This window comes from Diaphorobacter sp. ED-3 (genome assembly GCF_027625375.1).
GTDB classification, from domain to species: Bacteria; Pseudomonadota; Gammaproteobacteria; order Burkholderiales; family Burkholderiaceae_C; genus Diaphorobacter; species Diaphorobacter nitroreducens.
The window spans coordinates 1,684,272-1,704,253 of the sequence record NZ_CP115182.1 but is presented as its reverse complement, the minus strand read 5'-3'; the positions used below and the strand labels follow the sequence as shown (position 1 = coordinate 1,704,253).

The window sequence follows — 19,982 nt, the reverse complement described above, 5'->3', positions numbered from 1 at the left end:
CAATCTACTCAACCGCGGGATTTGCGGCCCTTAGAAGGGTTCTTGCCACCTGCCGCTTTTTTGCCGGCCAAGGCCTGCTTATGCGGGCGCCGCCGGCTCCCCTCCTCGCTGCTTTCCCGGGCCGTGGGCACCGAGGCGGAACGACCATCCAAGGCCGCTGCCGAGGAACCGCGTTTCGCGCCATCCCTGGACTTGGGGCCTTTGGTGGAGAAACCGTCGCCGGCTTCGTGCACCAGCCGGAAGTCGATCTTGCGGCCATCGAGGTCGACGCGGCTGACCTGAACACGCACGCGTGCACCAATCGCATAGCGGATACCCGTGCGCTCCCCCCGCAGTTCTTGCCGCGCCTCATCGAACTTGAAGTACTCCCCACCCAGTTCCGTGATGTGCACCAGCCCTTCCACATAGAGGGCATCAAGCGTCACGAAGATGCCGAAGCTCGTCACCGCGCTGACGACACCGCTGTATTCCTCACCCAGATGCTCACGCATGTACTGGCACTTGAGCCATGCTTCCACATCACGACTGGCCTCGTCCGCACGGCGTTCGTTCGCACTGCAGTGCAGTCCCGCGGCCTCCCACGCCTGCGTCTCCCGGACGCTGATAACGCCACCCGTCTTGGAAGGGCGTGCAGAGGATTCCCCCCCCTTGGAAGCCAGACGCTTGGCCAGCTTGAACTGAGCCTCCCCCGGCGTCGGCAGCGCGGGCAGCACATATTTTGTGCCGCTCAAGATGGACTTGATCACGCGATGCACCAGCAGATCCGGGTAGCGGCGAATAGGACTGGTGAAGTGTGTATAGGCTTCGAATGCCAAACCGAAGTGACCGCTGTTGACAGGCGTGTAGATCGCCTGCTGCATCGAACGCAGCAGCATGGTGTGGATTTGCTGCGCATCCACCCGGTCCTTGGTGGCCTCGGCAATCGCCTGGAAATCTGCCGGCCGCGGGTCGTCCCCGATCGACATGCCAACACCCATGGCTTTGAGATATGCACGCAGGATCTCTTGCTTCTCCGGCGCAGGCCCCTCATGAACGCGATACAGCCCCGCCCGGCCGGCATGACCGATGAAATCGGCGCTGCAGACGTTGGCGGCGAGCATCGCCTCCTCAATCAGGCGGTGCGCCTCGGTGCGTACACGCGGGACGATTTTCTCGATACGGCCATTGTCATCACAGACGATTTGCGTCTCGGTCGTCTCGAAGTCCACGGCGCCGCGCGCCTGCCGCGCGGCCAGCAATGCGCGGTAGACCTCGTAGAGGTTGAGCAGGTTGCCCACGCGCTCTTGATGCTTCAGCGCTTCCGGGCCGCGCGTATTGGCCAGCACCGCAGCCACCTCGGTATAGGTAAGCCGCGCGTGGCTGAGCATGACCGCAGGATAGAACTGATAGGCGTGAATTTCACCCTTGGCGGTAACCATCATGTCGCACACCATGCACAGGCGCTCGACATGGGGGTTCAGCGAGCACAGCCCGTTGGAGAGCTTCTCCGGCAGCATGGGGATAACGCGCCGCGGGAAATAAACGCTGGTCGCCCGGTCGTAGGCGTCAATATCGATGGCGCTGCCCGTCTCCACATAGTGGCTCACGTCCGCGATGGCCACGAGCAGGCGCCACCCCTTGGCGCGCCCGATCTTGGCGGGCTCGCAATACACCGCGTCGTCGAAGTCGCGCGCGTCTTCACCATCGATGGTGACCAGGGGGACATCTGTCAGATCAACGCGTCGACGCTTGTCCTGAGCGCGCACCTTGTCCGGCAGCGCCTTCGCCTGGTCAAGGCACGCTTCGGAGAATTCGTGCGGAACCCCGTATTTGCGCACGGCAATTTCCACCTCCATCCCGGGGTCATCTACCTCCCCCAGCACTTCGACCACCCGCCCCACGGGTTGCCCAAACAAAGCCGGCGGCTCGGTCAGTTCCACCACCACGACCTGTCCCGTCGCAGCAGCCCCCGTGGCACCCTTGGGAATCAGCACGTCCTGGCCGTACCGTTTGTCCTCAGGAGCGACCAGCCAGACACCGCTCTCCTGAAGAAGGCGCCCGATGATGGGTTGGGGCGGGCGCTCCAGAATCTCAACCACGCGGCCTTCAGGCCGGCCGCGCCGGTCCTGGCGCGCGATGCGCACGCGCACCCGGTCCTTGTGCAATACCGCCCGCATCTCATTGGCAGGAAGGTAGATGTCAGGCTGGCCGTCATCGCGCAGGACGAAGCCATGCCCGTCGCGGTGTCCCTGGACGGTGCCTTCGATCTCGTCCAGTGAAACTTTGGCGACGGATGATTCAGAGTGATTTTTTTTGATATACAATCTATGACTTTCCTGAAATGCCCAGGTGGCGGAATTGGTAGACGCACTAGTTTCAGGTACTAGCGAGTAACATCGTGGAGGTTCGAGTCCTCTCCTGGGCACCAAGTTTAACGAGAACCCGCCAGGGTTCTGACAGCAAAGGCCACTTCATTTGAAGTGGCCTTTTTTGTTACCCGCGTCTCAACAATGTGGGCGTGTTGGAGCAGCGCGAGGGATACATAAAATTTTTTGAAATGCCGTTCAGGCGAACAAAAAGGCTCCTATAATCTGAGCTTCCCTGAAATGCCCAGGTGGCGGAATTGGTAGACGCACTAGTTTCAGGTACTAGCGAGTAACATCGTGGAGGTTCGAGTCCTCTCCTGGGCACCAAAGACAAGCAAAAGCCGCTGTTTTTTTCAGCGGCTTTTTTGTTTGTAACGCCCCTGCAGGCCCGAGATTCACTGCTGGCGCAGCGAGCCACACAATAAACATTACCGGAGGAGGATCATGAAGCGGCCCACTTTCGCCCTGCTGGGACTGATGCTCACACTAAGCGCCCCGCATGCCCTGGCCCAAGATGCCGTGATCGGCCAGTATGGCCATCATGTGTATGTGATGGTGCCGACCGACAAGGCAGGCAACCGCGCCTATGTGCAGCGCGCCGCGGCCAATGCCTGCGAAGGCAAGAGCCTGTGCCATGCCTCCGTGTGGGCCGAGAGCCTGGACCGCCCCGAAGGCGCGCCGCCCCATCCGCGCTACGAAGAGAACAAGCTGGCGGCATTCCAACGCAACCGCAACGCCGGCGTGGAAGCAAGCCACTCGATCAATTGCCGGCTGTTCGCGCGCGACATCAATGTGCCCTGTCTCGCGGGCACTGAGTAGGCTTTCCCACCGATTCGCCCTACCGCCGGCGGACGCGCGGCCAGGGCCGTGAACGCCTCAGCCAGCCGAGTCGCGCGCCGCAGCGCTGGCATGGAGGCAGATGGCCGCGGCGGCCCCCACGTTGAGCGACTCCTCGCCCCCAGGCTGCGCAATGCGGATGTGGCGCCGCGCACGCTGCTGCAGGGCGGGCGAGACGCCCTGCCCTTCGTGGCCCATGATCCAGCCACACGGCCAGGGCAAGGCTGCGCGATGGAGGAAGTCGCCCTCGTGCGAGCTGGTTGCCAGCAACGGGACCTCCAGCCGGTCGATGTCTGCGGGCGCCAACCCCTCGACCAGCCGCAAGGCGAAATGGGCGCCCATGCCCGCGCGCAGCACCTTGCCACTCCAGAGCGCAGCGGTGCCTTTCAGCGCCGCCACTTGCGTGAACCCGAATGCTGATGCGCTGCGCAGGATGGAGCCCACGTTACCTGCATCCTGCAGGCGGTCGAGCACGACAGTCGGCATCCTTCCGTCCAACCCCTCCGCTTCAGGCAGCGGCAACACAAACCCCATGGGCGCCGGAGACTCCAGAGCGCAGATGTCACTCCAGAGCGCATCAGCGATCACTACATTTTTTATAGCTGCTCGCGCATATTCAGCAGGCGCTTGGGGCCAAAATGACTCCGAGAACACCGCTATCGCTGGCTTTTGTCCACGCGCCAGCGCGGCGCTGCACAGATGATCTCCCTCCAGCCACACACGGCCCTGCTTGCGGTATGCGGAACTGTCCTGCGACAGGCGGCGCAACTCCTTGAGCAGTGCGTTGTCGCGCGATTGGATGAAAGCAGGCGTGGCGTGCATAGGAAACGCAAAGGGGGATAGCGATCAGACTCAGGCGGCGACGGGCGCCTGCAAGGCGCGCGCCACCGGCGCGAACGAGCGCCGGTGCTGGGGACAGGCCCCATGCACTTCCAGCGCGGCCAGGTGCTCTGCCGTGCCGTAGCCCTTATGGCCGGCAAAGCCATACACCGGGTATTGCTGGTGCAATTGCGCGCACCAGCGGTCGCGCGTGACCTTTGCAAGGATGGAGGCGGCTGAGATCGACGCGACCAGCGCATCGCCCTTGACGATGGCCTCCGCCGGAACGTCCAGCGGCGGCAAGCGATTGCCATCCACCAACACCCGCACCGGCTTCAGCCGCAGCCCCAGCACCGCACGGCGCATGGCCAGCATCGTGGCTTGCAGGATGTTGTGTTGATCGATCTCCTCCACCGATGCTTCCGCAATGCTGCAGCACAGCGCCTTAGCGCGGATCTCGTCGTAGAGCTTCTCGCGCCGTGCGGCCGTAAGCACCTTGGAGTCGGCCAGGCCAGCGATGGGCTGCAGGTCGTCCAGGATCACCGCAGCCGCCACCACGGGGCCGGCCAACGGCCCACGCCCGGCCTCATCCACGCCGGCGACGAGGCCGGGCGGATGCCAGTCCAGGGCGGCCTGTTCAAGCAAGGAGGTTCTGGATCGCATGGGCAGCCAGTCGCGGGGTATCGCGCTGCAGATCGTCGTGCAATGCCGTGAAGCGCTGTTCCAGCCGTTGGATACGGGCCGGATCCTGCAACCGCGCGTCCAGCCAGTCCTGGACCGCGGTGGCCAGTGCGTCGGGCGTGGCGGCGTCCTGCAACAGCTCGGGCACCACGAACTCCCTGCACAGGATGTTGGGCAAGCCCACCCAGGGCTGCAACTGCTTGCGGCGCATGAGGCGCCAACTGATCGGATGCATGTGGTAGGAGATGACCATCGGCCGCTTGAACAGCGCGGCCTCCAGCGTGGCGGTGCCACTGGCAATCAGCGTCACGTCGCAGGCCGCGAGCACCGAGTGCGATTGGCCCGTGACGATGGTCAGCGCATCCAGCACCCCGCATTCGCGCGCGATCTGCTCGATACGAGCCCTCAGGGCAGGCACCGCGGGTACTACTATTTTTATAGCTGGTCGCGCTTTTTTGATAAGCGCTGCAGCCTGAAAGAACGGCTTGGCAATGTAGGCCACCTCCGCCGAGCGACTGCCCGGCAGGATGGCCAGCACTTCATCGTGTACCGCCAGGCCCAGCTGTGCGCGCGCAGCCGCCTTGTCGGGCACCCGGGGGATGACACTGGCCAATGGGTGGCCGACATAGGTGGCGGCGATGCCCTGGCGCGCGAGCAGTTCCGGTTCAAACGGAAAGATGCACAGGACATGGTCCGCGCTGGCACGAATCTTCTCGACCCGATCGGCGCGCCACGCCCAGATCGAAGGGCAGACGAAGTGCACCGTCTTTATGCCCGCGGCACGCAGGTCCGCCTCCAACCCCAGGTTGAAATCGGGCGCATCCACGCCGATGAAGACGTCGGGCTTGTCCGCCAGCAATCTGGCACGCAGCTGCCGGCGGATCCGCAGGATGCCCAGCAGGCGCCGCACCAGCTCGACGCTGTAGCCGTGCACGGCCAGCCGTTCGCTGGGCCACCAGGCATGAAAGCCCCGTTCCTGCATGCGCGGCCCGCCGATGCCCATACTGGCCACGGCGGGCCACCGCGCACGCAGGCCGTCCAGTAGCAGGCCGGCCAGCAGGTCGCCGGAGGTTTCGCCAGCCACCATTGCGACGCGGGGAGACTCAGCCACCATGGCGCCAGTGGCGTCTCAGCGCGCGATACCGCGCTGCGACGCGATCACGAAATCACGCAGCAGGGCGATATCGCCTTCCGCCTCGGGATACGAATGCGGCACGTCGGCCATGGCCGACAGCGCGGCCTCCAGCGTGAGGCCCTGGCGGTACAGCAGGCGGTAGGCCTGCTTGATGCCCGCCATGCGCTGCGCGGAAAAACCCCTCCGGCGCAGCCCTTCCAGGTTCAGCCCGCGCACGGCCAGCGGATTGCCGTCCACCATCATGAAGGGCGGAACATCTTGCGAGATGCGGCTGGCAAAGCCCGCCATGACGTGGGCGCCGATGCGTGAAAACTGGTGCACGCCGGTCAAGCCGCCGATGATGGCCTGGTCACCCACCTGCACATGTCCGGCCAGCGTGGCGTTGTTAGCCAGGATGGTCTGGTTGCCCACCACGCAGTCGTGCGCGATGTGTACATAGGCCATGATCCAGTTGTCGTCCCCGATGGTGGTGACGCCCCGGTCCTGCACGGTGCCGACGTTGAAGGTGCAGAACTCGCGGATCGTGTTGCGGTGGCCGATCTCCAAACGCGTGGGCTCGCCCGCGTATTTTTTGTCCTGCGGAGCTGCTCCCAGCGAACTGAACTGGAAGATGCGGTTGTCTTCGCCAATGCGCGTATGGCCCTCGATCACGCAGTGCGCGCCAATCGACGTGCGCGCGCCGATTTGCACGTGGGGGCCGATAACCGCATACGGCCCCACCGTAACAGTAGGGTCCAACTGCGCGGCCGCATCAACGAGGGCCGTGGAATGGATGTTGGGCGCCAAGCGAAATCCTCGGCCTGTCAGGCCACCGTGCGCATGGTGCACATGATCTCGGCCTCGCACGCGACGCTGTCGCCCACGCGCGCGACACCCTTGAACTTGTAGATGCCGCCCTTGATGCGGTCCAGTTCCACGTCGAGGATGAGCTGATCGCCTGGCTCCACGGGGCGCTTGAAGCGCGCACCATCGATACCGACGAAGTAAAAGACCTTGTCGTCGCCCGGCGCCTCACCCATCATGTCGAACGACAGCAAGCCCGCCGCCTGCGCGAGTGCTTCGAGAATCAACACCCCCGGCATCACCGGGCGTGCGGGGAAGTGCCCCGTGAAAAACGGCTCGTTGATGGTCACGTTCTTGATGGCCAGGATGCGCTTGCCGCGTTCGAGCTCATTCACCCGATCCACCAGCAGGAACGGATAGCGGTGGGGCAGGAGTTTGAGAATTTGGTGGATATCCATCATTTTTCTGTGAGCGGCCTAGCCGTCTTTTCGTGTTTGTTCGAGAGCCTTGATGCGTTCACGCAGCCGGTACAGCTGCCGCAGCGTGGCCGCGTTCTTTTCCCACTTCGCATTGTCGTCCATGGGAAACACCCCGGTGTACTGCCCCGGTTGCGTGATCGAGTGCGTCACCACCGTGTTGGTGGAGATGTGCACATTGTCCGCCAACTGCAGGTGCCCCACGATGGACGCGGCCCCTGCAATCGTGCAGTGCGCGCCGATGCGGGTGCTGCCCGCCACCGCGGAACAGCCCGCCATGGCGGTGTGGCGGCCGATGTGCACGTTGTGCGCGATCTGGATCAGGTTGTCGAGCTTGACGCCGTCTTCGATGACCGTGTCGTCGAGCGCTCCGCGGTCGATGCAGGTGTTCGCACCGATCTCCACATCGTTGCCGATGCGCACCGCGCCCAGTTGCTCGATCTTGATCCATTCGCCGCGCTGCTGCGCAAAGCCGAAGCCGTCGGCCCCGATGACCACGCCAGGGTGCAGGATGCAGCGCTCGCCAACCGTGCAACGCTCGCCGACCGTCACCCGCGACTTGAGCACCGTGTGCGCTCCAATCACTGCGCCGCGCTCGACCACGCACAGGGGACCGATGGAGGCCGTCGGGGCCACCTGGGCTTGAGGATCAACCACGGCGCTGGGGTGAATGCCCGCAGGCGCACCTTGGCCATGCGCGCGCACCCACAGCTGCGTCACGTGTGCAAAGTACGTGTAGGGCTGCTCCACAACGATGCAAGCGCCGCGCTCCAAGGCTGCATTGCGCATCGCGGGGGCCACAATGACACAGGCCGCCTGGGAGGCGGCCAGTTGTGACTGGTAGCGCGGATTGCTCAGGAAGGACAGGTCACCCGGGCCGGAGGATTCCAGCGGGGCGATGCGGAGGATTTCGGTATCCCTGTCCCCTCCTTCCAGGCTGCCCCCAAGTGCATCGACGATCTGCCCGAGTCGCAAGCTCACGCGCTACTGCCTCGTGCCGGTGCTTTACTTGCCGCCGTTGGCAGCGTTCATCGCCTTGATCACCTTGTCGGTGATGTCGTGCTTGGGATTGATGTAGACGGCCTCCTGCAGGATCACGTCGTACTTCTCCTGCTCGGCCACCTGCTTGACGACGCGGTTCGCACGCTCGAGCACCTGGCCCAGTTCCTCGTTCTTGCGCGCGCCCAGGTCCTCCTGGAATTCGCGGCGCTTGCGCTGGAATTCGCGGTCCTGGTCCACCAACTGGCGTTGCCGTGCGGTGCGCTGGCTCTCGGCCATCGTGGGCGCCTCACGCTCGAACTTCTCGGTGGCGGACTTGAGCGAATTGCCCATGTCCACCAGTTCTTTCTCCCGGCGGGAGAATTCCTGCTCCAGCTTGGCCTGCGCCGCCTTGGCGGTGTTGGCTTCGCGGAAGATGCGGTCGGTATTCACAAAGCCGGCCTTGAACTCCTGTGCCTGTGCAGGCACGGCGGCAGCCAGGGAGCCCAACAGGACGACCAGGGGAATGTGGCGGGAAAGGGATTTCATTAGAAAGACGTTCCGATCTGGAATTGCAGTTTCTGGATTTTATCGCCGGCGAACTTGCGCACCGGTTGCGCGATGGCGATACGTAGCGGGCCCAGCGGGGAAATCCAGCTCAGGCCCAGACCAGCCGAGACGCGCATGTCGCCCAGCTCCCAGCTCTCATCCTCGCCGTACACGTTGCCCGCGTCCACGAAAGTGAACCAGCGCAGCGTGCGGTCGTTGCCGGCGCCGGGGAACGGCGCGATGAGTTCGGCATTCAGCGTGATCTTCTTGGGGCCGCCCAGCGACGCACCGGTCACGTCCCGCGGACCCAGTGTACCCTGGTCGAAGCCGCGCACCGAGCCCAGGCCGCCGGAGTAGAAATTCTTGAACACCGGGAAGGGACGGCCATTCATGCCCTTGCCTAAGCCCAACTCGCCGTTGAAGGCGATGGTGAACTGCTTGTTCAAGGGAATGTACTGCTGGTATTGGTAGTTGGCTCGCACATAGCGCGCATCGCCGGCTACGGACCATTCGGAGTTCAGGCGCTGGTACCGCCCGGAGTTCGGTGCCAACGCACTGTCACGGTCATCGCGCGACCAGCCAATGGTGAGCGGCACGGATAGGCTGTTTTCACCAAACTGCTGCGCATAGGCGAGGTAGGCGGCGGGGATATTGGTACCGGCCTTGATGCGCGTCTGCTCCACTCCCCCCCCGAAGAACACGGTGTCGGTCTCGCTGAAGGGTACGCCCAAGCGCACACTGGTGCCCGCGGTGACCAACTCATAGTTGCCGCCCTGGTCTTCATAGGGCTTGGCCGTGCGGTAGTAAACGTCGAAGGTACGGGAGATGCCATCCTGCGTGAAGTACGGATCGGTGGTGGAAAACACCAGCGTGCGACGGTACTTGCTGGTGTTGACGTCCACGCCAAGGTAGTTGCCTGAACCGAAGACGTTCTCCTGCTTGATGGCAAACGACACCGAGACCTTCTCGGCGCTGGAAAAGCCCGCCCCCAGTTGCAGCGAGCCCGTAGGCTTCTCGGCCACGTTCACCACCAGGTCCACCTGGTCGGGCGCGCCCGGCACCTCCTGGGTTTCCACATTCACCTCAGTGAAATAGCCCAGGCGGTCCACGCGGTCGCGCGACAGCTTGATCTTGTCGCCGTCGTACCAGGAGGCTTCAAACTGGCGGAATTCGCGGCGGATGACTTCGTCGCGCGTGCGGTTGTTGCCGCTCACGTTGATCCGGCGCACATAGGCGCGGCGCGAGGGCTCTGCGCGCAGCACCAGGGCCACGCGGTTGTTCTCGCGATCGATCTCGGGCACAGCCTCCACACGCGCGAAGGCAAAGCCGAAGTTGCCGAAGTGGTCAGTGAAAGCCTTGGTGGTTTCGGCCACCTTATCGGCGTTGTAGGGCTCGCCGGGGCGGATGGTGATGAGCGACTTGAACTCGTCATCGCGGTCCAGGTAGTTGCCTTCCAACTTCACCCCTGAAACCACATAGCTCTGGCCTTCGTTCACGTTGACGGTGATCGAGATGTCCTGCTTGTCGGGCGAGATTGCCACCTGCGTGGACTCGATGCGGAACTCCAGGAAGCCGCGCGCCAGATAGTACGAGCGCAGCGTCTCCAGGTCTGCATTGAGCTTGGCGCGCGAATAGCGGTTGGATTTGGTGTACCAGCTCATCCAGCCGCCCGTGTCCTGGTCGAACAGCCCCTTGAGCGTGGATTCGCTGAAGGCCTTGTTGCCGACGATGCGGATTTCCTTGATCTTGGCGGGCTCGCCCTCGGTGACGGTGAAGGTGAGGTTGACACGGTTGCGCTCGATCGGCGTGACGGTGGTCACCACCTCCGCGCCGTACAGGCTGCGGTTGATGTACTGGCGCTTGAGTTCCTGCTCGGCGCGGTCGGCCAGGGCCTTGTCGAAGGGGCGCCCCTCGGTCAAACCCACGTCGCGCATGGCCTTCTTGAGGGTGTCCTTGTCGAACTCCTTGGTGCCGGCGAAATCCACGTCGGCGATGGTCGGGCGCTCTTCCACCACCACCACCAGCACGTTGCCGGAAGCCTCCAGGCGCACGTCCTTGAACAGGCCAAGGGCAAACAGCGCGCGGATGGCTGCTGCACCCTTGTCGTCGTTGTACTCGTCACCCACGCGCAGCGGCAACGACGCGAAGATGGTGCCCGGCTCCACACGTTGCAGGCCTTCCACACGGATGTCCTGCACCTTGAACGGCGCCAGCGCCCATGCGGCTTGGGAGGCAAAAACCATGGCTGCGAGGGCGGATGCCGTACGCACGCCCAGGCGATTGATATGTTTTCTCATGGATGAAGCTGGAGCCGACAGTGCAGCGCAACGGCGGCGAAAAGGTTAGCCAAAAAGCCGGGTGAGGTCGTTGAACAGGGCGATGGACATCATGAGGAGAAGCACCGCGACGCCTGTGCGCTGCAGCCGCTCCATCCAGGCTTCGGACACGCCCCGTCCCGTCACCCCCTCCCAAAGATAATACATCAGGTGCCCACCATCCAATACGGGCAGCGGAAGCAGGTTCAGCACTCCCAGGCTCACGCTGATGAGTGCGAGGAAGCTGAGGTACTGGGTCAGCCCCATGCTGGCGGAACGGCCTGCGTAATCGGCGATGGTCAGCGGCCCGCTGAGGTTCTTGAGCGAAGCCTCACCGATCACCATGCGGCCCATCATGCGCAGCGTGAGGACCGACACCTCCCATGTGCGCACCGTGCCTTTCCAGAGCCCTTCCAAGGGGCCGTAATGCACGTTCACCATCTCGGGCGGCGCGCCCACATAGGCGCCGACGCGTCCCACGGCGCCGCCAGCCTCCTGTGCCACTTCGGGCGTGACTTCCAGGTCGCGCGGCTGACCGTCGCGCTCGATGCGCCAGACCTGCGTGAGCGGCTGGCCCGCCTGCACGGACGCGCGTATCAGCTCGCGCAGTTGCGCGCCATCCACCACCGCCGCACTGCCCAGGCGCAGAACCACATCGCCAGCGCGCAGCCCCGCACGCGCAGCCGCGCCGCCTGGCACGACCTCACCCAGCACGGGTCGCGTCCAGGGCGCGGTGATGCCGATGCGGCGATACAGCTGCACATCGGCCTCGCGCACGTCCAGCTGATCTATGCGCAACAGCACCTCGCGCGGCGTCGAGCCGCGCTCAGGCTGCAGCAGCAGCCGCACGTTCTGCCCGTCCAGCGCGCCGCGCGTGAGCGTCCAGCGCAGGTCTTCGAACGAGCGCACGGGCTCGAAATCGCCCTCGCCCAGCCCGGCGGACACCACCAGTTCGCCGCCGCGCAGGCCCGCCTGCTCGGCCACCGAGCCCGCTACAGGGCTGGCCAGGTAGGCCTTGGGCTCGTCCACGCCGCCCCAGTTGACGGCGGCATACAACAACACCGCCAGGAGCAGATTGGCCAGCGGCCCCGCGGCAACGATGGCGGCGCGCGAACGCAGGGGCTGGGTATTGAAGGCCAGGTGGCGTTCATGCGGCTCGACGGGCGCCTCGCGCTCGTCCAGCATGCGCACGTACCCTCCCAGCGGAAAGGCGCCGATGACGAATTCCGTGGGTGAACCCTTGGGCTGCCAACGCAGCAAAGGCTTGCCAAAGCCGACCGAGAAGCGGAGGACCTTGACACCGCAGGCCACCGCCACGCGGTAATGGCCGTACTCGTGCACGGCGATCAGCACGCCCAACGCGACGATGAAGGCAACGACAGTCAGCAGCATGCCTGGGGTTTCCTACAAAAATCAGAGCGCCTTGCGCTTATCCAGCAATGGTTTGAATATAAAACGCACCTGCAACCCTTATGTGACAATCGCAAAAAGCTCACCTTTTAAGAGCATCCTCACAAGCGCGCCATCAACTCCGCGGACCGCGCACGCGTGCGCGCATCCAGCGCCAGCAGTGCATCCAGCGAGTCCGGGTTGGACGGTTCGACGGCTTCCAAAGTTGCAAGGTTGAGCGCATGGATCTGGTCGAAACGTATGCGCTGCTCCAGGAAAGCCGCCACTGCCACCTCGTTGGCTGCATTGAGCACGGCCGTGGTGCCGGGCGCCGCGCGCAACGCCTGCCAGGACAGGTGCAGGCCGGGAAAGCGCGTGGGATCCGCTTCTTCGAAGGTCAGCGCTGCCAGTTGCGTGAAATCCAGGGGGGCCGCGCCGCTTTCCACCCGCTCGGGCCAGGCCAGGCCACAGGCGATGGGCACGCGCATATCGGGCGTGCCCAACTGGGCAATGATGGACGCGTCCACGAACTGCACCATGGAGTGGATGATCTGCTGCGGGTGGATGACCACCTTGATCTGCTCGGGGGCCAGGTTGAACAGCCAGCGCGCCTCGATCACCTCCAGCGCCTTGTTCATCATCGTGGCCGAGTCGATGGAAATCTTGCGGCCCATCGAGAAGTTGGGATGCGCGCAGGCCTGCGCCGGTGTCACGTCGCGCAGCGTGGCCGGGTCGCGCGTGCGAAACGGCCCGCCCGATGCAGTGAGCAGCACGTGGTCCACGCGCCGCGGCCAGGTGGCGGGGTCTTCGGGCAGGCTCTGGAAGATGGCGGAATGCTCGCTGTCGATGGGCAGCAGCGTGGCGCCGCCTTCGCGCACCGCAGCCATGAACACCTCGCCCCCGACGACCAGCGCCTCCTTGTTGGCCAGCAGCAGGCGCTTGCCCGCACGCGCGGCCGCCAGGCACGGGGCCAGGCCCGCCGCGCCCACGATGGCCGCCATGACCGCGTCCACCTCTTCGTGGGAGGCAATGGCTTGCAGCGCATCGGGTGTTTGCAGCACCTCGGTGGGCAAGCCGCTCTGCTGCAGTTTGTCTGCCAGCTGGCGCGCGTGTGCACTGCTGGCCATCACCGCATAGCGCGGACGGAACTGCGCGCACTGCGCCAGCATCAGGTCCACCTGCGTGGCCGCGCTCAGCGCAAAGACTTCGTAGCGATCGGGGTGGCGTGCCACCACGTCGAGGGTGCTGGTGCCGATGGATCCCGTGGAACCCAGCACCGTGAGACGTTGTTTCATGGGGATGCGAAATGAGAAAGCATCATGGCCAGGGGCAGCGTGGGCAACAGCGCATCAATGCGGTCCAGTACGCCGCCGTGGCCGGGCAGCAGGCCGCTGCTGTCCTTGACACCGGCGCTGCGCTTGATGAGCGACTCCACCAGGTCGCCTACCACGCTCATGGCGGCCATGAACAATGCGCCAACGACCAGCAGCCATACGCCCTGGGCTGCCAGGCGTGAGTACAGGCTGGGCACGCTGGCCTGCCAGGCCCCATCGGCCGCGGTCCAGGCCGCGGCCAGCACCAGCACACCCAGCATGCCACCCCACACCCCTTCCCAGCTCTTGCCGGGGCTGATAGAGGGAGCCAGCTTGTTGCGCGTGAAGCGCAGGCCAAAAGCGCGGCCGGCAAAGTAGGCAAAGATGTCGGCCGCCCACACCAGGGTCAGAACCGACAGAAGGAAATTGACCCCCACCACGCGCGCCTGGGCCACGGCCAGCCAGGCCATCCACAGCGCCAGCACGCCGCCAGCCACGCGCAGCCCGCGCGGCAGCTGCGGCCAGCCGGCCACGCCGACGCGCAGCAAGGCGGCCCCGCCCAGCACCCAGGCAGCGCCGCCCACCAGCCACAGCCAGGGCAGCGGCTGGTGCAGCCAGCCCGCGGCCCACCCGAGGCCGCACAGCACTACACACGCCGCCCCCAGGCCGATGCTGGCGCCGCCGCCGAGGCCGTTGAGCCGACCCCATTCCCACGCCGCCGCAGCCATCATGACCAGCGTCACCACGGCAAAGGGCACGAACGAGGGATAGAACAATGCCGGCAGCAGAATGGCCAGCAGGACCAACGCGGTGATGACACGTTGCTTGAGCATCCAGGCCCCTTCAGCGATGTGCGGTGGACGGAATCAGGCACGCAGCGAACCGGGCTGCTGCGCTTGTACCTGGTCGGAGGTTTGGCCAAAGCGGCGCTCGCGCGCCGCGAAGTCCGAGATGGCTTCATCCAGTGCGGCCTCGTCGAAATCGGGCCACAGGCGGTCACTGAAATACAGTTCGGTATAGGCGGCCTGCCACAGCAGGAAGTTGCTGATGCGCCGCTCGCCACCGGTTCGGATCAGCAGATCCGGATCGGGCACATGGGCCATGCCCATGGCGGCATGCAGGCTGGCCTCGGTGATGGGCTCGCCCCGCGCTGCAAGCGCAGCTGCGGCCTGCGTGATGTCCCAGCGGCCGCCGTAGTTGAAGCAGACATTGAGCACCAGGCGCTGGTTGCCTGCGGTGGCCGCCTCGGCACGCTGAAGCCCTTCGCGCACCTGCGCCGAAATGCCCGATTTTTCCCCCACGAAGTGCACCTGCACGCCATCCCGGGCCAGTTGCGGCACCTCACGTGTCAGCGCCTTGGCAAGCAGATCCATGAGACCGGACACCTCGTCCGCCGGACGGTTCCAGTTCTCGGAGGAAAACGCGAACACGGTAAGCACGCCCACGCCGCGTTGGACGCAAGCATGCACGCAGCGCCGCAGCGATTCCACGCCCTGCCGATGCCCCGCCAGGCGCGGCAGGAAGCGGCGCGTCGCCCAGCGGCCGTTGCCATCCATGACGATGGCAATGTGGTGGGGAATGGCTCCCTGCACGGTGGGCATGAATCCAGGATCTATCCGCAAAACCGGATCAGATCGCCATGATTTCCTGCTCCTTGGCCGCCACCAAGGCATCGATCTCTGCAATGTGCTTGTCGGTGGTTTTCTGCACATCGGCCTCGGCGCGCTTTTGGTCGTCCTCGGAGGCGAGCTTGTCCTTGACCAGCTTCTTGACGCCCTCATTGGCATCGCGGCGCAGGTTGCGGATGGCCACCTTGGCGCCCTCGCCTTCGCTGCGCGCCAGCTTGGTCATCTCCTTGCGGCGCTCTTCACTCATCGGCGGCATGGGCACGCGGATCAGGTCGCCCATGGAGGCCGGGTTCAGCCCCAGATCGCTTTCACGGATCGCCTTCTCGATCTTGGCACCCATGTTCTTTTCCCAGGGCTGCACACTGATGGTGCGCGCGTCGAGCAAGGCCACGTTGGCCACCTGGGACAACGGCACCATGGATCCGTAGTACTCGACATGGATCGTGTCGAGCAGCTGCGGGTTGGCGCGGCCGGTGCGGATCTTGGCCAGGTTGTTCTTGAAGGCGGCGATGGACTGGTCCATCTTCGCCTCGGTCGTCTTCTTGATGTCGGCAATCGTCATGTGTGGTTCCTCTGCAAGCGGGCAATCAGGCCAGGCGCGGCAAAGGCATCAAGCGTACACCAACGTGCCTTCGTCTTCGCCCATCACCACGCGCTTCAGCGCGCCATGTTTCACGATGGAGAACACGCGGATCGGCAGCTTCTGGTCGCGACACAGGGCAAAGGCCGTCGCGTCCAGGATGCCCAGGTTGCGGCTCATGGCCTCGTCGAACGTGAGCTTGGCATAGCGGGTGGCCGACGGGTCCTTCATCGGATCGGCCGTGTACACGCCGTCGACCTTGGTCGCCTTAAGCACCACCTCGGCGCCGATCTCGGCGCCGCGCAGCGCGGCGGCCGTGTCGGTGGTGAAGAAGGGGTTGCCGGTTCCGGCGGCGAACACCACCACTTTGCCCTCTTCGAGGTACTGCAGCGCCTTGGGACGCACGTAGGGCTCCACCACCTGCTCGATGCCGATGGCGGACATCACGCGGGCCGTCAGCCCCTGCTTGTCCATGGCGTCCGCCAGGGCCAGCGCGTTCATCACGGTGGCCAGCATGCCCATGTAGTCGGCCGTGGCGCGGTCCATGCCCACGGACCCGCCCGCCACACCGCGGAAGATGTTGCCCCCGCCGATCACCACCGCCACTTGCACGCCCAGGCGGGTGACCTCGGCGATCTCCTCGACCATGCGCACGATCGTGGCACGGTTGATGCCGAATGCGTCATCGCCCATCAGCGCCTCACCAGACAACTTGAGCAGGATGCGCTTGTGGGCTGGCGTGGCGAGGGTCATGGGCAATTCTCCGTAAGGCTGGACTGGGGGGATGAAGGGCGTGGGCGGCAGGCGCTATCAGGCGCCCGACTTGGCGGCAGCGACTTGCGCAGCCACCTCGGCGGCGAAATCGTCCACCTTCTTCTCGATGCCCTCGCCCACCACGTACAGGGTGAAGCCCTTCACCGTAGTGTTGGCGGCCTTGAGCATCTGGGCCACGGTCTGCTTGCCATCGGCGGCCTTCACGAAGACCTGGTCGGCCAGCGAGACTTCCTTGAGGTACTTCTGCACCGAGCCTTCGACCATCTTGGCGGCGATATCGGCCGGCTTGCCGGACTCGGCGGCCTTGCCCTCGGCCACGGCACGCTCCTTGGCGATCAGGTCGGCAGGCACGTCGGCGCTGGTCAGCGCCACGGGCTTCATGGCGGCCACATGCATGGCCACGTCCTTGGCGGCCACGGCATCGCCGTCGAACTCCACCACCACGCCGATGCGCGAGCCGTGCAGGTAGGCGGCCAGGTTGGAGCCGCTGAAACGCTTGAAACGACGGAAAGACATGTTCTCGCCGATCTTGCCGATCAGGCCCTTGCGCACATCTTCCAGGGTGGGGCCGAAGCCATCCTGCTCATAGGCCAATTGGCCCAGGGCTTCGATGTCCGCGGGGTTGTGCTCAGCGACCAGCTTGGCGGCGGCGTTGGCCATGGCGATGAAGCTGTCGTTCTTGGACACGAAGTCGGTTTCGCTGTTCACTTCGATCAGCGCACCCACGTTGCCGTTGATGAACGATGCCACCACGCCTTCGGCCGTCACGCGGGAAGCGGCCTTGCCGGCCTTGGTACCCAGCTTGACGCGCAGAAGCTCTTCGGCCTTGGCCATGTCGCCGTCGGCCTCGGTCAGGGCCTTCTTGCATTCCATCATGGGGGCATCGGTCTTGCCACGCAGTTCGGCAACCATGCTTGCGGTAATTGCAGCCATCGTGTTTCTCCAGTTCTTGAGTTCAGTTCGTTACAGGATCAGAAGCTAAAAAAAAGGGGGCTCACCAGGGGCCCCGCTTTTTTTGCGACGCATCGCGCGGCCCTTGACTCAGGCGGCGTTCTCGTCCACTTCCACGAATTCGTCGGAGCCTTCGGCAGCCACAGCCTTGGCCACTTCCGTCACGGCGTTGGCACGGCCTTCAAGGATAGCGTCGGCGATGCCGCGGGCGTACAGAGCCACAGCCTTGGCCGAGTCGTCGTTACCCGGGATCACGTAGTCAATGCCTTCGGGCGAGTGGTTGGAGTCCACCACACCGATCAGCGGGATGCCCAGCTTCTTGGCTTCGGACACGGCGATCTTGTGGTAGCCCACGTCGATCACGAAGATGGCGTCGGGCAGCGCAGCCATGTCCTGAATGCCCCCGATGTCCTTCTCGAGCTTTTCCAGCTCGCGCGAGAACATCAGCTGCTCCTTCTTGCTCATGGACTCCAGGCCGGCTTCCTGCTGTGCCTTCATGTCCTTCAGGCGCTTGATGGAGGTCTTGACGGTCTTGAAGTTGGTCAGCATGCCGCCCAGCCAGCGCTGGTCGACATAGGGCACGCCAGCGCGCTGGGCCTGCTCGGCCACCAGTTCGCGGGCCTGGCGCTTGGTGCCGACCATCAGGATCGTGCCGCGGTTGGCAGCCAACTGCTTGGCGAACTTCTGCGCCTCCTGGAACATCGGCAGCGACTTTTCCAGGTTGATGATGTGAATCTTGTTGCGATGGCCGAAGATGAAGGGGGCCATCTTGGGGTTCCAGAAGCGCGTTTGGTGACCAAAGTGGACACCGGCTTCCAGCATTTCACGCATGGTGACGGACATGAGGTTTCTCCGAAGGTTGGGTCTAAAATCCAGCCTCAATACTTGCCCACTGAATTGCTCTTGCGTGGAACTTGCAGTCCCACGAGAGGGCAGAGGGCAACACCTTGAGAGGGCTGGTTTGCGATTAAGTTCTGCATGATGCCTGGCAGCACGGCGGCGGCGCAGCTCTCAGCAAAACCCAAAGATTCTAGCATATCCCCATGTTGGCTGACCTCGTCTCCACCCGCAGCCACGTAGCTGCCGGGCATAGCAGCGCACGCGATGAAATCGAGCGCTGCATCGCCGCCGCCGAAGGGCCCACCTGCGCCCATGTGTTCCGCCAGACCAGCGTCGACCAGGCCCGCGCAGCAGCCGCCGTGCCCGGCGTGGAGCGTCTGCCGCTGGCGGGCCTTGCCGTCTCGGTCAAGGATCTGTTCGACATCCAGGGCATGACCACCGCCGCAGGCTCCACCGTGTTGCGGGATGCGCCACCCGCGCCGGCCGACAGCCCGGCCGTGGCGCGCCTGCGCCGCGCGGGCGCAGCGTTCATCGGCCGCACGCACATGGTGGAGTTCGCCTTCTCCGGCGTGGGTGTGAATCCGCACTTCGGCACGCCCGCCGCATTTGACGCCCGCCACGGCGCGCTGCCCGGCCCCGCGCGGGTGTGCGGGGGCTCGTCGTCGGGCGCCGGGGTGTCGGTGGCCACGGGCGCGGCCTTCATTGGCCTGGGCTCCGACACGGGCGGCTCGATCCGTATCCCGGCCGCGCTGAACGGCATCGTGGGTTTCAAGAACACCGCGCGCCTCGTGCCCACCGAAGGCGCCGTCCCCTTGTCCACGACGCTGGACACGGCCTGCGCACTCACCCGCACGGTGCGCGATGCCGTCGTGGCGCACGAGATCCTGGCGGCACGGCGCGTCACGCGCAGCCCCGCACCGCTGTCGGCCTGGCGGCTGGCCGTACCCGCCACACTGTTCCTGGACGGACTGGACGCCACCGTGGCCCGCGCCTTCGCGCGCACGCTGTCCCGCCTGCGCGCGGCCGGCGCGCAGATCACCGAGATTGCCCTGGCAGAAACCGCCCAGTTGGCCGATGTGAACGCCACCGGCGGGTTTTCCGCCGCCGAAAGCTACGCCTGGCACCGCACGCTGCTGGCACGGCACGGCAACGCCTACGATCCGCGCGTGAAGAGCCGCATCGAGCGCGGCGCTGGCATGTCCGCGGCCGACTACATCGATCTGTTGCACGCGCGGCGCACCTGGATCGCACGCATGCAGACCGCCATGGCCGACTTCGACGCCCTGCTCTCGCCCACCGTGCCCATCGTGGCGCCACCCATCGCATCGGTCGCGCCGGGCAGCGAGCGCGACGCGGAGTTCTTTCGCGTCAACGGATTGCTGCTGCGCAACACCAGCGTGGTCAACATGCTGGACGGCTGCGCCCTGTCCCTGCCCTGCCACGAAGCGGGCGAACTGCCCGTGGGCCTGATGGTGTGGCACGGCGCACTGCGCGACGACCCGGTGCTGAACATCGGCCTGCTGATCGAACAAGAACTACAAAAACAATAGCTACTAGCGCTTATCCTACGGGCGCTAGAGGCATATTTC

19 protein-coding genes and 2 tRNA genes are annotated in these 19,982 nt (G+C 64.9%); 4 read left to right on the top strand and 17 right to left on the bottom strand.

Going from position 1 to position 19,982, the window contains the following annotated elements; genetic code table 11:
* Positions 1 to 8: 8 nt before the first annotated feature.
* Complete coding sequence (gene rnr / locus PCQ86_RS08430; protein WP_270175261.1) at positions 9 to 2,303, bottom strand: ribonuclease R; 2,295 nt, start codon at positions 2,301 to 2,303, stop codon at positions 9 to 11.
* A 19-nt stretch (positions 2,304 to 2,322) separates the two neighbouring features.
* Here rnr and PCQ86_RS08425 point away from each other — a divergent pair.
* The 3 genes from PCQ86_RS08425 to PCQ86_RS08415 all read left to right on the top strand — a co-directional run bounded on the left by PCQ86_RS08425 (position 2,323) and on the right by PCQ86_RS08415 (position 3,164).
* Positions 2,323 to 2,407 (top strand) — tRNA-Leu (locus tag PCQ86_RS08425).
* Positions 2,408 to 2,587: 180 nt separating this feature from the next.
* Positions 2,588 to 2,672, top strand: a tRNA-Leu gene (locus PCQ86_RS08420).
* Positions 2,673 to 2,789: 117 nt separating this feature from the next.
* Positions 2,790 to 3,164, top strand: coding sequence for a hypothetical protein (locus tag PCQ86_RS08415; RefSeq protein ID WP_103738363.1), 375 nt, complete (start codon positions 2,790 to 2,792; stop codon positions 3,162 to 3,164).
* A gap of 57 nt (positions 3,165 to 3,221) precedes the next feature.
* On the opposite strand, the gene PCQ86_RS08410 is transcribed toward PCQ86_RS08415, so the two are convergent.
* The 16 genes from PCQ86_RS08410 to rpsB form a co-directional block, all read right to left on the bottom strand.
* Entirely contained in the window at positions 3,222 to 4,004 is a 783-nt protein-coding gene (locus tag PCQ86_RS08410) for a TrmH family RNA methyltransferase (protein WP_270175260.1), read from the bottom strand.
* A gap of 30 nt (positions 4,005 to 4,034) precedes the next feature.
* Positions 4,035 to 4,664, bottom strand: coding sequence for a ribonuclease HII (gene rnhB / locus PCQ86_RS08405; RefSeq protein WP_011805766.1), 630 nt, complete (start codon positions 4,662 to 4,664; stop codon positions 4,035 to 4,037).
* Positions 4,639 to 5,796 carry a lipid-A-disaccharide synthase gene (gene lpxB / locus PCQ86_RS08400; protein ID WP_270175259.1) on the bottom strand — a complete coding sequence of 386 codons (1,158 nt, stop codon included), beginning with the start codon at positions 5,794 to 5,796 and terminating at the stop codon, positions 4,639 to 4,641. The genes rnhB and lpxB overlap by 26 nt, the downstream gene beginning before the upstream one ends.
* Before the next feature lie 15 nt (positions 5,797 to 5,811).
* Positions 5,812 to 6,603 carry an acyl-ACP--UDP-N-acetylglucosamine O-acyltransferase gene (gene lpxA / locus PCQ86_RS08395; RefSeq protein WP_135149332.1) on the bottom strand — a complete coding sequence of 264 codons (792 nt, stop codon included), beginning with the start codon at positions 6,601 to 6,603 and terminating at the stop codon, positions 5,812 to 5,814.
* Positions 6,604 to 6,620: 17 nt separating this feature from the next.
* Positions 6,621 to 7,061: a 3-hydroxyacyl-ACP dehydratase FabZ gene (fabZ, locus tag PCQ86_RS08390; protein ID WP_011805769.1), complete on the bottom strand. Its 441-nt coding sequence runs from the start codon at positions 7,059 to 7,061 to the stop codon at positions 6,621 to 6,623.
* A gap of 15 nt (positions 7,062 to 7,076) precedes the next feature.
* Complete coding sequence (gene lpxD / locus PCQ86_RS08385; RefSeq protein ID WP_047351155.1) at positions 7,077 to 8,057, bottom strand: UDP-3-O-(3-hydroxymyristoyl)glucosamine N-acyltransferase; 981 nt, start codon at positions 8,055 to 8,057, stop codon at positions 7,077 to 7,079.
* 24 nt (positions 8,058 to 8,081) lie between these two features.
* Positions 8,082 to 8,603 carry an OmpH family outer membrane protein gene (locus PCQ86_RS08380; RefSeq protein ID WP_047351154.1) on the bottom strand — a complete coding sequence of 174 codons (522 nt, stop codon included), beginning with the start codon at positions 8,601 to 8,603 and terminating at the stop codon, positions 8,082 to 8,084.
* Positions 8,603 to 10,900, bottom strand: a complete 2,298-nt coding sequence (bamA, locus tag PCQ86_RS08375) for an outer membrane protein assembly factor BamA (RefSeq protein WP_220638772.1) — start codon at positions 10,898 to 10,900, stop codon at positions 8,603 to 8,605. The genes PCQ86_RS08380 and bamA overlap by 1 nt, the downstream gene beginning before the upstream one ends.
* A 45-nt stretch (positions 10,901 to 10,945) precedes the next feature.
* Positions 10,946 to 12,310, bottom strand: coding sequence for an RIP metalloprotease RseP (gene rseP, locus PCQ86_RS08370; protein WP_270175258.1), 1,365 nt, complete (start codon positions 12,308 to 12,310; stop codon positions 10,946 to 10,948).
* 119 nt (positions 12,311 to 12,429) lie between these two features.
* A complete protein-coding gene (gene ispC / locus PCQ86_RS08365; RefSeq protein ID WP_270175257.1) occupies positions 12,430 to 13,602 on the bottom strand; it encodes a 1-deoxy-D-xylulose-5-phosphate reductoisomerase in 1,173 nt (390 codons plus the stop codon).
* Entirely contained in the window at positions 13,599 to 14,453 is an 855-nt protein-coding gene (locus PCQ86_RS08360) for a phosphatidate cytidylyltransferase (protein ID WP_270175256.1), read from the bottom strand. Before PCQ86_RS08360 ends, ispC begins: the two co-directional genes overlap by 4 nt.
* Before the next feature lie 33 nt (positions 14,454 to 14,486).
* Positions 14,487 to 15,221, bottom strand: coding sequence for a polyprenyl diphosphate synthase (gene uppS, locus PCQ86_RS08355; protein WP_270175255.1), 735 nt, complete (start codon positions 15,219 to 15,221; stop codon positions 14,487 to 14,489).
* A gap of 28 nt (positions 15,222 to 15,249) precedes the next feature.
* On the bottom strand, positions 15,250 to 15,810 hold the full coding sequence (gene frr, locus PCQ86_RS08350) for a ribosome recycling factor (RefSeq protein ID WP_011805777.1): 561 nt from the start codon (positions 15,808 to 15,810) through the stop codon (positions 15,250 to 15,252).
* A 48-nt stretch (positions 15,811 to 15,858) separates the two neighbouring features.
* On the bottom strand, positions 15,859 to 16,581 hold the full coding sequence (gene pyrH, locus PCQ86_RS08345; RefSeq protein WP_011805778.1) for a UMP kinase: 723 nt from the start codon (positions 16,579 to 16,581) through the stop codon (positions 15,859 to 15,861).
* Positions 16,582 to 16,638: 57 nt separating this feature from the next.
* Entirely contained in the window at positions 16,639 to 17,535 is an 897-nt protein-coding gene (gene tsf, locus PCQ86_RS08340; RefSeq protein WP_011805779.1) for a translation elongation factor Ts, read from the bottom strand.
* Positions 17,536 to 17,643: 108 nt separating this feature from the next.
* Positions 17,644 to 18,396, bottom strand: coding sequence for a 30S ribosomal protein S2 (rpsB, locus tag PCQ86_RS08335; RefSeq protein WP_011805780.1), 753 nt, complete (start codon positions 18,394 to 18,396; stop codon positions 17,644 to 17,646).
* Between the two features lie 200 nt (positions 18,397 to 18,596).
* On the opposite strand from rpsB, the gene PCQ86_RS08330 reads away from it, so the two are divergent.
* Positions 18,597 to 19,943, top strand: a complete 1,347-nt coding sequence (locus PCQ86_RS08330; protein WP_270175254.1) for an amidase — start codon at positions 18,597 to 18,599, stop codon at positions 19,941 to 19,943.
* The last annotated feature ends 39 nt before the right edge of the window (positions 19,944 to 19,982 follow it).